13 protein-coding genes are annotated in these 14,597 nt (G+C 50.0%); 11 read left to right on the top strand and 2 right to left on the bottom strand.

Going from position 1 to position 14,597, the window contains the following annotated elements:
- A partial coding sequence (locus tag ACY2VW_RS09820; protein WP_461877952.1) for a LysR family transcriptional regulator occupies nt 1–576 on the bottom strand: 576 nt, incomplete at its 3' end.
- A gap of 127 nt (nt 577–703) precedes the next feature.
- Here ACY2VW_RS09820 and ACY2VW_RS09815 point away from each other — a divergent pair.
- The 3 genes from ACY2VW_RS09815 to ACY2VW_RS09805 all read left to right on the top strand — a co-directional run bounded on the left by ACY2VW_RS09815 (nt 704) and on the right by ACY2VW_RS09805 (nt 4,374).
- Entirely contained in the window at nt 704–2,077 is a 1,374-nt protein-coding gene (locus ACY2VW_RS09815) for an MATE family efflux transporter (protein ID WP_461877951.1), read from the top strand.
- An 83-nt stretch (nt 2,078–2,160) separates the two neighbouring features.
- Nucleotides 2,161–3,006, top strand: coding sequence for a S8 family peptidase (locus ACY2VW_RS09810; RefSeq protein WP_055217985.1), 846 nt, complete (start codon nt 2,161–2,163; stop codon nt 3,004–3,006).
- Nucleotides 3,007–3,171: 165 nt separating this feature from the next.
- Nucleotides 3,172–4,374 carry an NADP-dependent isocitrate dehydrogenase gene (locus ACY2VW_RS09805; RefSeq protein ID WP_461877950.1) on the top strand — a complete coding sequence of 401 codons (1,203 nt, stop codon included), beginning with the start codon at nt 3,172–3,174 and terminating at the stop codon, nt 4,372–4,374.
- A 142-nt stretch (nt 4,375–4,516) separates the two neighbouring features.
- On the opposite strand, the gene ACY2VW_RS09800 is transcribed toward ACY2VW_RS09805, so the two are convergent.
- Nucleotides 4,517–6,442, bottom strand: coding sequence for an ABC-F family ATP-binding cassette domain-containing protein (locus ACY2VW_RS09800; RefSeq protein WP_461877949.1), 1,926 nt, complete (start codon nt 6,440–6,442; stop codon nt 4,517–4,519).
- Between the two features lie 154 nt (nt 6,443–6,596).
- On the opposite strand from ACY2VW_RS09800, the gene ACY2VW_RS09795 reads away from it, so the two are divergent.
- The 8 genes from ACY2VW_RS09795 (at nt 6,597) to ACY2VW_RS09760 (ending at nt 14,554) form a co-directional block, all read left to right on the top strand.
- The gene (locus tag ACY2VW_RS09795) at nt 6,597–7,253 is read left to right on the top strand and encodes a redox-sensing transcriptional repressor Rex (RefSeq protein WP_461877948.1); all 657 of its coding nucleotides are present in this window, start codon (nt 6,597–6,599) and stop codon (nt 7,251–7,253) included.
- Nucleotides 7,254–7,343: 90 nt separating this feature from the next.
- Nucleotides 7,344–8,852, top strand: a complete 1,509-nt coding sequence (locus tag ACY2VW_RS09790) for an NAD(P)H-hydrate dehydratase (RefSeq protein WP_461877947.1) — start codon at nt 7,344–7,346, stop codon at nt 8,850–8,852.
- Nucleotides 8,853–8,915: 63 nt separating this feature from the next.
- Entirely contained in the window at nt 8,916–9,038 is a 123-nt protein-coding gene (locus ACY2VW_RS09785) for a hypothetical protein (RefSeq protein WP_256372849.1), read from the top strand.
- A gap of 6 nt (nt 9,039–9,044) precedes the next feature.
- A complete protein-coding gene (locus tag ACY2VW_RS09780; RefSeq protein ID WP_022462572.1) occupies nt 9,045–9,392 on the top strand; it encodes a type II toxin-antitoxin system PemK/MazF family toxin in 348 nt (115 codons plus the stop codon).
- Nucleotides 9,393–9,529: 137 nt separating this feature from the next.
- Nucleotides 9,530–10,258 (top strand): YebC/PmpR family DNA-binding transcriptional regulator, encoded by a 729-nt coding sequence (locus ACY2VW_RS09775; RefSeq protein WP_022462571.1) that lies wholly within the window; start codon nt 9,530–9,532, stop codon nt 10,256–10,258.
- A gap of 83 nt (nt 10,259–10,341) precedes the next feature.
- Nucleotides 10,342–11,001 carry a ClpP family protease gene (locus ACY2VW_RS09770; protein ID WP_461873023.1) on the top strand — a complete coding sequence of 220 codons (660 nt, stop codon included), beginning with the start codon at nt 10,342–10,344 and terminating at the stop codon, nt 10,999–11,001.
- A gap of 121 nt (nt 11,002–11,122) precedes the next feature.
- The gene (locus tag ACY2VW_RS09765) at nt 11,123–11,989 is read left to right on the top strand and encodes an undecaprenyl-diphosphate phosphatase (protein ID WP_461877946.1); all 867 of its coding nucleotides are present in this window, start codon (nt 11,123–11,125) and stop codon (nt 11,987–11,989) included.
- A gap of 24 nt (nt 11,990–12,013) precedes the next feature.
- A complete protein-coding gene (locus ACY2VW_RS09760; RefSeq protein WP_461877945.1) occupies nt 12,014–14,554 on the top strand; it encodes an FtsK/SpoIIIE family DNA translocase in 2,541 nt (846 codons plus the stop codon).
- The last annotated feature ends 43 nt before the right edge of the window (nt 14,555–14,597 follow it).

The following is a 14,597-nucleotide window of genomic DNA, read 5'->3' as shown; positions in this document are numbered from 1 at the left end:
GGAAAGAATCAGCGGCTGTTCGGCAAGTTCGGTAAGAGAAAGCGTGTCGTGCTCCGCAAAAAGCGGGTGGTCCGGGAGTGCCATGGCGGTGATGCTTTCTTTTAGGAGTGTTTTTGTTTCACAGCCGTTTAAAACGATCGGTGTGCGCAGCGTAGTAAGATCAATCACATGATTTTCCAGCTGATCCTTGAGGGCAAAGGTGGAACCCTCGTGTACATCGAAGTGGATCTGCGGATGCTGTTTTGAAAACCGGAGCAGGTAGTCAGAAAGAAGGGACACGGTGGAAGGCGTCATTCCGATGTGCAGAGTTGCCGCCTGGCTGGATTTTACGACTTCGCGTTTCGTAAGATCCGCGAGCATCAGAAGTGTACCCGCCTGCTCGTACAGTGTTTTTCCCGCCTCAGTCAGTGTGATTTTCTTTGTACCACGCACGAGAAGCGGCACCTGAAGCTCTTCCTCGAGCATTTTAAGCTGATAGCTTAACGGCGGCTGTGTCATATGCAGCATGCGTGCCGCCCCGCTGATGGTTCCGGCGTCCACGATGGCGCGGAAGTATTCGAGCTGTCGAAGTTCCATGGAAATCCTCCTTTGTAAGATAAAGTATATAAAAATTGTTTAATTCCAATATAAAAACAATAATTTACATATAGTATATGACATGATATACTGAAAAGCAAGTGAAAAGAAAAGGAATGATAGAACAATGAAACGAATTGATTTCGAACATGGAACCGTAACCGGAAACATTTTAGGGGCAGCGCTCCCGATGCTGGTTGCCCAGATTTTAAGTCTTTTGTACAACATCGTAGACCGCGTTTACATCGCGCGGATCCCAGATGTGGGAACGGCGGCGCTCGGCGCGGTCGGCCTGTGCTTTCCGCTGATCGTTATCATCACGGCATTCAGCAACCTGTTCGGAAGCGGCGGCGCTCCGCTGTTTTCGATCGAGCGCGGAAAAAACAATCCGCAGAAGGCAGAAACGATCATGAATACATCTTATTCCATGGTCTGCGCCTGTGCCGTTGTCCTCATGGTCATCGGCTTTCTGTTTGCCCGTCCGCTGCTGACGCTGTTCGGCGCATCGGCAGATGCGATGGTCTACGCGTATCCTTATATGATGATTTACCTGATCGGAACACTGCCGTCCATGGTTGCGACCGGCATGAACCCGTTTATCAATGCGCAGGGTTATTCAACGGTCGGCATGTTCTCCGTTACGATCGGAGCCGTCGCAAATCTGCTGCTTGACCCGCTGTTTATCTTTGTACTTGGCTTTGGCGTACAGGGTGCCGCGATTGCCACCGTCATTTCCCAGACGCTCTCCGCCGTCTTTGTTCTGTACTTCCTGACCCGGAAAGCGGAGCTGAAAGTACGGTTTGTGCGGAAAAATGAAATTTCCGAGTGCACAGGCTATGCAAAAAATATCGTAAGCCTCGGTACTGCCGGTTTTATCATGCAGCTCACCAACAGCCTTGTCACCATCTGCTGCAACAATGTGCTTTCCGTGACAGGCGGTGATATTTACATATCTGTTATGACGATTGTATCGAGTGTCCGCCAGCTCGTCGAGACCCCGATCTACGCTATGAATGAGGGAACCTCCCCGATCTTAAGCTATAACTACGGCGCTCGCCGCCCGGCCCGCGTTCGTAAGGCTATGTGTGTCATGAGCGCAATGATTCTTGGCTACACGGCAGTGATGTGGAGCGTTATTATTCTGATTCCGCATGTACTGATCGGTATTTTCAGTTCAGACGCTGTATTGATCCAGGATGCGGTACCGGCGCTGAAGCAGTATTTTGCAGCATTTATATTCATGGATCTGCAGTATATCGGCCAGACCGTATTCAAATCCCTGAATAAAAAGAAGCAGGCGATCTTTTTCTCCCTGCTCCGCAAAGTATTCATTGTCGTGCCGCTCACCTATCTGATGCCGTACGCGCTCCACATGGGAACTGACGGTGTCTTCCTCGCCGAGCCGGTATCGAATGTAATCGGCGGAAGCCTCTGCTTTATTACCATGCTGGCTCTGGTTCTGCCGGAACTGAAGCGGATGGAAAAACAGATACAATTTTAAAAGAGTTGATAAGAAAAAGGCTGTTTCTTGCAAAGGGCAGCCTTTTTGCATACCATAAAATAAGAATACGCCGGAGCTTTGCGATGAACGAGCAGAAAATTCTGACAGGAAAAGGAATTACCGTGGCGGTGCTGGATACAGGGATTTTTCCGCATATTGATTTTGATAACCGGATTGCGGCGTTCCGGGATCTGGTGTACGGGCGGGAGACGCCTTACGATGATAATGGGCATGGGACGCATGTCTGCGGAATCCTCGGCGGAAGCGGAAGAGCATCCGGCGGGAAGTACCGGGGTACGGCACCGGAATGCAGATTTGTGGTAGCAAAAATTCTTGACCGCAGGGGAAACGGCAGAAAGCAGGATATCCTTGCGGCGATTGACTGGGTGTGCAAAGAGCGAATAAGACTTAATATCCGCATTTTAAATATTTCAGTGGGAACAACAGAGCAGGAAAAAACGGTGGATGATCTGCTCGTGCAGGCGGTGGAGCGCGCCTGGGATGACGGGATCACTGTTGTGACAGCGGCCGGAAATCTGGGACCCGCTCCGGGCAGTATTACGGCGCCGGGGAGCAGCAGAAAAGTGATCACCGTGGGAGCGGGCGATCTGCTGGAGCCAAGAAGAGGAATCTCCGGATGCGGCCCGACACGGGACTGCGTCTGCAAACCAGATCTTGTCGCGCCTGGAAAACGTCTCATTTCCTGCGCGCCTGGAAGAAGCAGAAAGGAATATGTGGTGAAGAGCGGCACATCGATGGCGGCGCCGCGGGTGTCCGGAGCCGTGGCTTTGGCACTTGAACGGGTTCCGGATCTTACCAATGTCCAGGCAAAAATGCTGCTCTGCGAATCGGCAAGAGATCTTGGCCTTCCGCGTAACCGTCAGGGGCATGGAATGCTTCAGACAGACCGTTTTCTTTCACTTCTGTGAGACGATGCGTGACAATGCAACAGAAGAAAAATGAAGGAAAATATCGATCATCCTGCAAAAATTGAGCGAATTGATAGGAAAATACCAAAAAATCAGGCGAATTTTGACTTGACAAGCCATTTGATACTTTATACAATAAACGGGAATAGAAAAAGGAGGCCTACTATGGAAAAAATTCAGATGACCACTCCTCTGGTAGAGATGGATGGAGATGAGATGACCAGAATTCTCTGGAAAATGATCAAAGATGAGCTGCTTCTCCCGTTTATTGATCTGAAAACGGAATATTACGATCTTGGACTGGAACACAGAAACGAAACGAACGATCAGGTAACCGTAGATTCCGCAAACGCTACCAAGAAATACGGTGTAGCAGTCAAATGTGCCACCATTACGCCGAATGCAGCGCGTATGACAGAGTACAATCTGAAAGAAATGTGGAAGAGCCCGAACGGAACCATTCGTGCCATGCTCGACGGAACTGTTTTCCGTACCCCGATTGTTGTAAAAGGCATCGAGCCGTGCGTGCGCAACTGGAAAAAGCCGATTACGATTGCCCGTCATGCATACGGCGATGTATATAAAAACGCAGAAATCCGGATTCCGGGACCGGGAAAAGCAGAGCTGGTTTATACCGCAGAGGATGGCACCGAGACAAGAGAACTGATTCACAACTTCACCGGCGCTGGTGTCATTCAGGGTATGCACAATCTGGATAATTCCATAGAAAGCTTTGCGAGAAGCTGTTTCGAATACGCGCTGTCCACAAAACAGGATCTGTGGTTTGCAAGCAAGGATACGATTTCCAAAAAGTATGATCATCGCTTTAAGGATATTTTCCAGGAAATTTTCGATGCAGAGTATAAAGGGAAATTCGAAGAGGCAGGCATTACCTACTTCTACACCCTGATCGACGATGCTGTTGCCCGTATCATGAAAGCAGAGGGCGGCTTTATCTGGGCATGCAAAAACTACGATGGTGATGTCATGAGTGATATGGTGTCCTCCGCATTCGGTTCCCTTGCGATGATGACTTCGGTTCTCGTATCTCCGCATGGATATTACGAGTACGAGGCTGCGCACGGAACCGTACAGCGCCACTATTACCGTCACTTAAAAGGCGAGGAAACATCCACCAACTCCGTGGCCACCATTTTTGCATGGACCGGCGCACTCAGAAAACGCGGGGAAATGGATGGAAACGCAGAACTTTCCGCATTTGCAGACCGTCTGGAAAAAGCAACGATCACAACGATCGAGAGCGGAAAGATGACAAAAGACCTTGCGCTGATCACCACCATGGAAAATCCGACCGTATTAAACAGCCGTGATTTCATCCTGGCCATCCGCGAGGAGCTGGAGAAATAATCAAACGAAGCAGAAAAAGAAAGCCGATCCGGCATTCCCACAAAAAAGGATGTACCGGACCGGCTTTTTCTGTTGCCAAGCATATCAATAATTGGTCCAGTGGACCAATTTTGATTTTACACTTTTCCGGGGAAAGCCAGGCTTACTCGGCAAGCTCTTCCCATTTTTCATACAGCTCTTCAAGTTCTGCGGCGATTTCCGCTTTCTCTTTGCTTAATTTCACACACTCTGCGACATTTGTTGCGACTTCCGGTTTTGACATTTCTTCATCAATTTCCGAATCGCGTGTCTCGAGCTCTTCAATTCGTTTTTCCGTCTTTTTCAGCTCGTTCTCTTTCTTTCGGAGGCGTGCCTGTTCTTCTTTCTGCGCCTTCCAGTCCAGCTTTGTGGAGGAGGCTTCGGAAGGAGCAGATGTTTCTTCCAGTGCGGCGGCCTCGGCAGCAGGAGCATAGATGCGGGTCAGCTCTTCTTTTTTCTCCAGATAGTAATCGTAATTTCCGATATAGTTGACGAGTGTCTGTCCCGTCAGCTCCAGAATCCGGGTTGCAGTCTGATTGATAAAGTAACGGTCGTGGGACACGTACAGTACCGTTCCAGTGTAATCCTTCAGCGCGTTTTCCAGAATCTCCTTTGATACGATATCGAGGTGGTTGGTCGGCTCGTCGAGGATCAGGAAGTTGGCGTTCGAGAGCATCAGCTTGGCAAGGGAAATTCGTCCGCGCTCACCGCCGCTCAGCGTGTGGATCGGCTGGAAGACATCATCGTTTGTAAACAGGAAGGCGGCCAGCACATTTCGGATTTCGGTGTTTGTCAGATACGGATACGCGTCGGAAATCTCCTGGAAAATGGTCTTTTCCATGTGGAGCACCTGATGCTCCTGATCGTAGTAACCGATCTGTACACGGCTTCCAAGTGTAAAAGAGCCGGCATCCGGTCGGATGACTTCGTTTAAGATCTTTAAGATCGTCGTTTTTCCCGTTCCGTTGTTTCCGATGATTGCGACGCGCTCCCCGCGCTTGATTTCGAAATTCAGATCCTGGAAAAGCGTCTGTCCCGGGAAGGCTTTGGAGAGATGCTCGACGGTCAGCACATCGTTTCCGCTGGTGATGCGCGGCTCCAGACGGATCCGCATATCGGAGCGTACTTCCGTCGGTTTTTCGAGAACATCCATTTTGTCCAGCATCTTTTCACGGCTCTCGGCGCGCTTGATGGATTTTTCCCGGTTGAAGGATTTCAGCTTTGCGATGACTTCCTCCTGATGGTGGATTTCCTGCTGCTGGTTGACCCAGGCGTGGTAAGCGGCCTCGCGGAGCATTGCTTTTTTCTGACTGTAGGCGGTATAGTTTCCCTCAAAAGTTGTTACTTTTTTATTGTCCACTTCAACGACTTTTGTGACAACGCGGTCGAGAAAGTAACGGTCATGGGAGACAATCAGGACGGCTCCGCTGTAATTTAAAAGATACGTCTCGAGCCAGGAGATCGAGTCCATATCGAGGTGGTTGGTCGGCTCGTCGAGCAGAATGATGTCCGGTTTGGTGAGCAGCAGTTTACCAAGTGCCACGCGGGTCTTCTGACCGCCGGAGAGGGAGTCCACCTGTTTTTCAAAATCGCTCTCGGAAAAGCCAAGACCTTTTAAAACACCGACGACTTCACTGCGGTACGCGTATCCGTTTTCCAGTTCAAAGGTATGGGAGAGGCGGGTGTAGGTGGAAAGAAGTTCATCCAGCTCTGCACCGGATTTTGTCTTCATATCGCTTTCCATCTGACGGAGGCGTTCCTCCATATCGATCAGATTCTGTTTCGCGGTCAGCACTTCCTGGTAAATGGAAAGGTGTCCGGTCAGATCCTGATGCTGGGCGAGATAGCCCATCGTCTTTCCTTTGGAGAGGATGACCTCTCCCTCATCGGCCCTCATTTCGCCGATGATGATTTTTAACAGCGTCGATTTTCCGGCACCGTTGATGCCGACCAGTGCGGCTTTTTCGCGTTCTTCTATATGAAAAGATGCATTTTTGATAATTTCCGTTGTCCCGAATGCTTTCGAGATATTCTGACATGCAAGAATCATGTGGTTCCTCCAGATAACATATTTCTGTATTTTGACATAATACACCATCCTTATTATAGAGAGTAATACACAAAATTTCAAGAAATCTTTGACAATTTTCTATCAACCATATATAATATGAGTATATGCAGGTGTAAATAAGGAGGAATTTATCTTGGAAGAAAAAGGAATTTCTCGGGCAGTTATCAAAAGACTTCCTAGATATTATCGTTACCTGGGCGAATTGCTGGAGGACGGAGTAGAACGGATCTCTTCCGGTGAGCTGAGCGAGCGGATGAAAGTGACAGCTTCCCAGATTCGCCAGGATTTAAATAATTTCGGCGGCTTCGGCCAGCAGGGATATGGTTATAACGTGCGGTATCTGTACAGTGAGATTGGAAAAATCTTAGGTCTGGACAGAGTCCACAATATGATTTTTGTCGGAGCCGGAAATCTGGGACAGGCGCTTGCCAATTACGCGGCCTTTGAAAGAAGCGGATTCAAAACGGTCGGTATTTTTGACGTCAACCCGGTATTAAAAGGAATTTCCGTGCGCGGAATTGAAATCCGCATGGCGGACGAGCTTCCGGAATTTATCAAGGAGCACAACGTAGAGATCGCAGCTCTGACACTGCCGAAAGCAAAAGCGGTAGAGATGGCAGAGATCCTCGTGGATAATGGTGTGAAAGCAATCTGGAATTTTGCACATACCGATCTGAACTTAAAACTTCCGAAAGATGTGATCGTAGAGAATGTCCATCTTTCCGAAAGTCTGATGCGTCTCTCCTACAATCTGAACAGATATGAGGCGGAGCATCCAAAGAACAATTAAGAAACAAAAAACAAAAGCAGGAGAGTCTTCGGGAAACCGGAGGCTTTTTCTGTTAAGTCCCCGGAAGATGCGGGAAAAGGAGGAGAAGCGATGAAACGGATTCTTACAGCAGCACAGATGAAGCAGGCAGACCGAAATACCATGGAAACGATGGAAGTGCCGTCCCTGGTACTGATGGAGCGCGCGGCGCTGTCCTGTGTGGAGGAACTTCAAAATGGAACATGGGATACAGGAAAAGTTCTTGCCGTGTGCGGTCCCGGAAATAATGGCGGGGACGGTGCGGCAATTGCACGGATTTTAAAGACGAAAGGCGTGGATGCGGAACTGTTCTGTCTTGGAAATCCGGAAAAATACAGTGAAGGCATGAGAGCACAGAAGAAAATTGCGGAAAATTATGGGGTCCGTGAGGTTAAGAATCCGGATTTCCGGGAATATACTGTTATCATAGATGCCATCTTTGGAATTGGCGTATCCCGCCCGCTGGTAGGGGAGTACCGGAGAGCAGTGGAAGCAATCTGCGCAAGCGGCGTCCCCGTTCTCGCCGTGGACATCCCTTCGGGGATCCACACGGATACCGGAGAGGTCCTTGATGCGGCGGTGAAAGCCAGAGCCACGGTGACATTTGCCTGTGCAAAGCCAGGGCTTCTTTTTGATCCCGGAAAACGATATGCCGGAGAGGTCCTGGTCCGTGACATCGGAATCGGCTTTGATGCAGGAGAAGAGGAGACGCCCTGGTACGGTTCGGTGGAAAAAGAAGATCTGGACCGGTTTCTTACCCGCACGCCGATGGGAAATAAGGGAACCTTCGGAAAGGTGCTGGTACTTGCCGGTTCCGGTGCCATGTGCGGAGCCGCTGTTTTGTGTGCCAGGGCAGTCCTTGCATCCGGTGCCGGCATGGTAAAGGTTGTAACAGAGGAAAGAAACCGTACGCCGCTTTTCTGTGCCCTGCCGGAAGCAATGGCGGATTTCTGGAAGGAGGATGAGCCGCTTCCGGAAGAAGCCCTGCTGCAGGATCTCGCCTGGGCGGACGCTGTTGTTGCGGGACCGGGACTTTCCAAAAGCCGGACGGCAAAAGAACTGCTCGTTTTTACGGTGCAGCACACAGAAGTTCCTCTTATTCTGGATGCAGATGCGCTGAACCTGATTGCGGAAGATGCGGAGTTTCTTTCGGGCTGCCGGGCAGAAAAAATTTTAACGCCTCATGTAGGAGAGCTTGCACGGCTGCTGCACACGACCATTGCAGAATGCCAGCGTGACCCGGCAGGAAGCGCCGGAAGGGCCGCCGAAAAATACCAGGCCTGCTGTGTACGAAAGGATTCCGTAACCGTGACAGCAGAGAAAGGGCGTGAGCAGTATTACATAAACACAAGCGGAAGCAGTGCGCTTGCGACGGCGGGAAGCGGCGATGTGCTCGCGGGAATCACAGGCGCCTTTGCAGCGAAACGTCAGTGTGAAAAAAATGAGAAAAAAATCGGCCTTGCCAAAACAGCGGCACTGGCGGCATATGCGCATGGAAAAGCGGGAGAGGCTGCGGAAGAAAACAGCAGTGCTTCCTATGTAACAGCATCCGAGATTATCAGAGGATTGCAGTCAATCTGAGCAAAGCAGATCAGAATCACGGGTTCCCAAAAGGACTCCGGGCGGACTTTTTTGAAGCGCCGGATGAAATTTGTGAATACCTCCGGAAAAACAGGCAATATTAAATACATGGAAACGATTTTAAAAGGCGTAAAACGCCGGATCGTTATCGTATGGGAAAGCAAAACGGAAAGAATCGGAGAGTGAGCACAAGTGGTAATCAAGCGTGGCGATGTATATTATGCCGACCTGCGGCCCGTTGTGGGAAGTGAGCAGGGCGGTGTCCGTCCGGTGCTGATCATTCAGAATGACATCGGCAACCGGCACAGTCCGACGGTGATCTGTGCGGCGATTACATCGAGGATGAATAAGGCGAAGCTGCCGACACACATTGAGATCGAAGCGTCCGCCTATGGGATTGTGCGGGATTCCGTCATTTTACTGGAACAGCTTCGGACGATCGATAAGAGAAGGCTGAAAGATAAAATCTGTCATCTGACGCCGGAACAGCTGGCCCTTGTGAACGAAGCACTGAAAATCAGCCTGGATCTGCCTACATAAGGGGCATTTTTGGCGCGGTTCACGGTTGACGAATGAGAAAGATCGTGCTATATTCTATATTATATGGGCTTCTGCCGCTTTTCGGGGAAACCTTTTTACAGAAAAGTAATACTTTAAATAAAGGAGACAAAAGAGGTATGTCAGGACATTCAAAATTTGCCAATATTAAGCATAAGAAAGAAAAAAACGACGCAAAGAAAGGTAAAATCTTTACCATTATCGGCCGTGAGATCGTAATCGCTGTCAAAGAGGGCGGACCGGATCCGGCAAACAACAGCAAGCTGCGTGACGTTATCGCAAAAGCAAAAGCAAACAACATGCCGAACGATACCATCGACCGCGGTATTAAAAAAGCTGCCGGGGATGCAAATGCAGACAACTACGAGCGTATCACCTACGAAGGTTATGGCCCGAATGGTATCGCGATCATCGTAGAGACTCTGACCGACAACAAGAACCGTACCGCAGCAAACGTAAGAAGCGCTTTCACCAAAGGAAACGGAAGCGTTGGAACACCGGGATGCGTATCCTACATGTTTGACAAAAAAGGCCAGATCATCATCGACAAAGAAGAGTGCGAAATGGATGCTGACGATCTGATGATGCTTGCTCTGGATGCAGGCGCAGAAGACTTCGCAGACGAAGAGGACAGCTACGAAATCATTACCGATCCGGATGACTTCTCCGCAGTACGTGAGGCTCTGGAGAAAGACGGTATCGCCATGGCAGAGGCAGACGTTACCATGATCCCACAGACCTACGTAGAGCTGACCGATCCGCAGGCATTAAAAGACCTGAACCGTACCCTGGATCTGCTGGATGACGACGACGACGTACAGTACGTATACACCAACCTGGACGAGTAATTTCGCTGGAAATTACATAGAATCATAAGAATCTGCGCATACTGATGAAGCTATTTGGGAATAGCAGAAAAGAGGAAATCCGTATGGCAGAATCACAGAAAAACCAGCCAGAAAAAGAAAATATTGTAGAACTGAAGACCAACATTTATCTGCTGTCCATCATCGGCGAGGTGGAGGGGCATGAATCACTCGGCGAGCGCACGAAAGCGACGCGCTATGAGCACATTCTCCCTGCTCTTGCCCGTGCCGAGGAGGACAAAAGTATTGATGGTCTTCTGATTCTCCTGAATACCGTAGGCGGAGATGTGGAGGCCGGTCTTGCAATTGCAGAGATGATTGCGTCCATGCGAAAGCCTGCGGTATCGCTCGTTTTAGGAGGCGGTCATTCGATCGGTGTCCCGCTCGCCGTTGCAGCAGACTATTCGCTGATCGTGCCGAGTGCCACCATGGTCATTCACCCGGTGCGTACAAACGGCATGTTCATCGGTGTTGCACAGACGTACCGTAATATGGAAAAGACGCAGGATCGGATCACAGGTTTTGTATCGGCCCATTCTAAAATCACCAAGGAACGGCTCGAGGAGCTGATGCTCGATACGAAAACGCTGGTCAAGGATGTCGGAACAATGCTGGACGGCCCGCAGGCAGTGGAAGAAGGCCTGATCGACGAGGTCGGCGGCATTGCCCGTGCGCTCGAAAAGCTGAATGAACTGATGAAACATGCAGCAGGGACAGAAAATTGACTTCACAGCGCGGCTTGTGTTTCAGGGGATTTTGTGTTAGAATGAGTTCGCTGTGAAAATTCGAACGGAAGTTTTGTCCGGGCTTTCACAAAAGAGAAAAATAAGGGAACAGGATAAAAAAATGACAGTAATAGAAGCTTTATTTCTGGGCCTGATCCAGGGAATCACGGAATTCCTGCCGATCAGCAGCTCCGCACATCTGATTATCTTTCGTCACTTTATGAAGATCGAAGATACGCAGACGGTGTTTTTCAATGTGCTTTTGCACTTTGGCTCCATGATTGCAATTCTGCTCACGTTTTCGAAGGAATGGAAACGTCTCTTCCTCGCGCTGTGCGGAATCGTAATTGATCTGTTTCATAATTTAAAGGAACACTTTTCCAGTCAGCATCAGGAGAGAAAGCAGTACCGGAAGGTGCTCGGCAGCAACTACCGTATGCTCGCTTTCCTGCTGATCCTGACCACCATCCCGACTGCTGTAATCGGCGGCATGATTCAGAGCCTTGTCACACTGACCTCCTCGAATCTGCTGGCACCTGGCGTTGGTCTGTATCTGACGGCGATTCTGCTTGTGGTGGCAGATATGCTTCCGGAGGGAGAAAAAACGCAGAAAAATTTGAAGCCGAAAGATGCACTGATTGCCGGATTCTTCCAGGGCTTTTCCACGATTCCGGGTCTTTCCCGTCTTGGTTCGACTATTTCCGCGTGTGTGATCGGCGGCATGACCCGTTCGTACGCTGTGAAGTATTCTCTGATTGCGAGCGTTCCGGCGATTATCGGGGCAACCATCGTTGAACTTGCGACCATGGGAAAAAATAAAATTGTCTTTCATCCGGTATACCTGGTCGGCGTTTTCATGGCGGCACTTGCCGGTTACTTTACGATCCGCATTCTGATGCGTGTGGTGAAAAAACGGAAACTGAAATATTTTGCTTTGTACTGTCTTCTTGTCGGGACATTCTCCATTGCAGGATATTTTCTGCTGTAATACGAGAAAGGGGAGAAGTTCTGCATGGCAAATACAACAAAGGGAAGCGGGAAGACAAAGAAAAAGACTTCTGCTTCCGGAACAGCAAAAAAGAAACAGACCCAAACAACGGCCAGAAAAACAACGGCGAAAAAGAGCAGTACCGCAAAACGCACCTCCGGCACAAGGAAAAACACAGTCCGTGAGCCGATGGACGAGGGAGTGCGCGCAGAAATTATTCTGCTTTCCGTGCTTGCCGTTTCGATTCTGCTGATGCTCAGTAATTTCGGCATGGGCGGCGTGATCGGACAGGCTGTCTGCGACTTCTTTTTCGGTCTTTTCGGCGTGACAGAGTGGGCAGCACCGGTTCTGATCTTCTTTGGAACAGCATTTTACATAGCAAACAGACAGAACTTTTTAATTGTGAGGAAGACCGGGGGAGCGATCAGCTGCTTCGTCTTTTTCTGCGCTTTTATGCAGCTTCTGACGTCCGGCTATACGAGAGATACGACATTTTTGGATTACTATTTTGACAGCGCCTACGATCATCTCGGCGGAGGAATCTTAGGCGGTTCTGTCGTGAAAATTCTCGGGATGGGCTTTGGCCAGATCGGCGCGTGGGTGATTATTGTCATCGCCATCGTGATTTCCGTGATTGTGATGACACAGAAGCCGATTCTCGCACCGCTCCATGAAAAGACAAATGACCACCGCCGGATGGCGGAGGAGCGCCGCCAGGAGCGTCTGGCGCGCCAAGCTGCGATGGAGGAAGAGGAAAGCCGTGAGCTGATTCTTGAGCCAGTGGAGGAGCCGAAAAAAGCTGAGAAGAAAAAGAAATCCCGTCTTCTTTCCCATGTGGAATCCAAAGCAGACTTAAATGAGAACGACGATACCCATCAGATGGAGATGCCGGAGCTTTCGATTCACCGTGGTTCTGTGCCGGCTGAAGAGCCGGAAAAAACAGAACCAGAGATGACACGGCAAGCAGCAGAAGCGGCGAAAAAAGAGAAAACATCCGCGGATCATACGAGAAATCCGCGGTCTTCCCGCGAAGAGATTGAGGCGGATGTAGACGGCATTCGTCAGGAAATTGGAAAAAAAGCAGAGGAAAAACGGCCGGAGTATAAGACACCGCCGATGAATCTGCTGAAAAAAGGAACGCGTGGTGCGATGGGCGATTCCGATGCACACCTGCGGGAAGTAGCGCGGAAGCTGGAAGAGACGCTGGACAGCTTCGGTGTCAAAGTTACAGTCAACAACGTAAGCTGCGGACCGACCGTCACACGGTACGAGCTGATGCCGGAACAGGGAGTGAAAGTAAGCCGGATTGTCGGACTGACAGACGATATCAAGCTGAGTCTTGCAGCAGCAGATGTCCGCATCGAGGCGCCGATCCCGGGAAAATCCGCAGTCGGCATTGAGGTTCCGAATAAGACGAACACTGCCGTTATGCTGCGTGATCTTCTCGAAACACCGGAGTTTAAGAACTTCTCTTCGAATCTGGCCTTTGCTGTCGGAAAAGACATCGCCGGACAGCCGGTCATCGCGGATATTGCCAAAATGCCGCACCTTTTGATCGCCGGTGCGACCGGTTCCGGTAAATCGGTCTGCATCAACACGCTGATTATGAGTATTATTTATAAGGCAAAACCGGAAGACGTCAAACTGATCATGATCGACCCGAAGGTCGTGGAGCTTTCCGTTTATAACGGTATTCCGCACCTTTTTATCCCTGTTGTTACAGACCCGAAGAAGGCTTCCGGCGCCCTGAACTGGGCGGTTGCGGAGATGACAGACCGTTATAACAAATTTGCGGAATTCAACGTGCGCGATATGAAAGGCTACAATGCGAAAGTTGCCGAGCTGCCGCCGGATGAAAACGGCAAAAAACCGGAAAAACTGCCGCAGATCGTCATTATCGTGGACGAGCTTGCCGACCTGATGATGGTTGCGCCGGGAGAAGTGGAGGATGCGATCTGCCGTCTGGCACAGCTTGCCCGTGCAGCCGGTATCCATCTGATTATTGCAACACAGAGACCTTCCGTCAATGTCATCACTGGTCTTATCAAGGCGAATATGCCGTCCCGTATTGCATTCTCGGTTTCTTCCAGCGTGGATTCCCGTACGATCCTCGACATGGGAGGTGCGGAAAAACTGCTTGGAAAGGGCGATATGCTCTACAAGCCGCAGGATTACCAGAAGCCGGCCCGTCTGCAGGGATCCTTTGTTTCGGATAAAGAGGTCAGCGATGTCGTTGCCTACTTAAAAGATCACTACGGCGAGAACGCTTATGATCCGGATATCGAAAAACGGATTCACACCGTAAGCCTGGATGGCGGTTCTGCCGCAGTCGGCGGAGATGACCGCGATAATTACTTCGTGGAAGCCGGAAAATTTATCATCGAAAAAGATAAGGCATCGATCGGCATGCTCCAGAGAGTGCTGAAAATCGGTTTCAACCGCGCGGCCAGAATCATGGACCAGCTCGCGGATGCCGGTGTCGTAGGACCGGAGGAAGGAACCAAGCCGAGAAAAGTTCTGATGTCCATGGAACAGTTCGAAAATTATCTGGAGGAACACGGATAATGGGAAAAGATGTTGTCCGTTGTTTACAAATAACCGGAAACGT

The organism is Fusicatenibacter sp., assembly GCF_977045365.1.
This window is presented reverse-complemented; position numbering and strand designations above follow the sequence as displayed.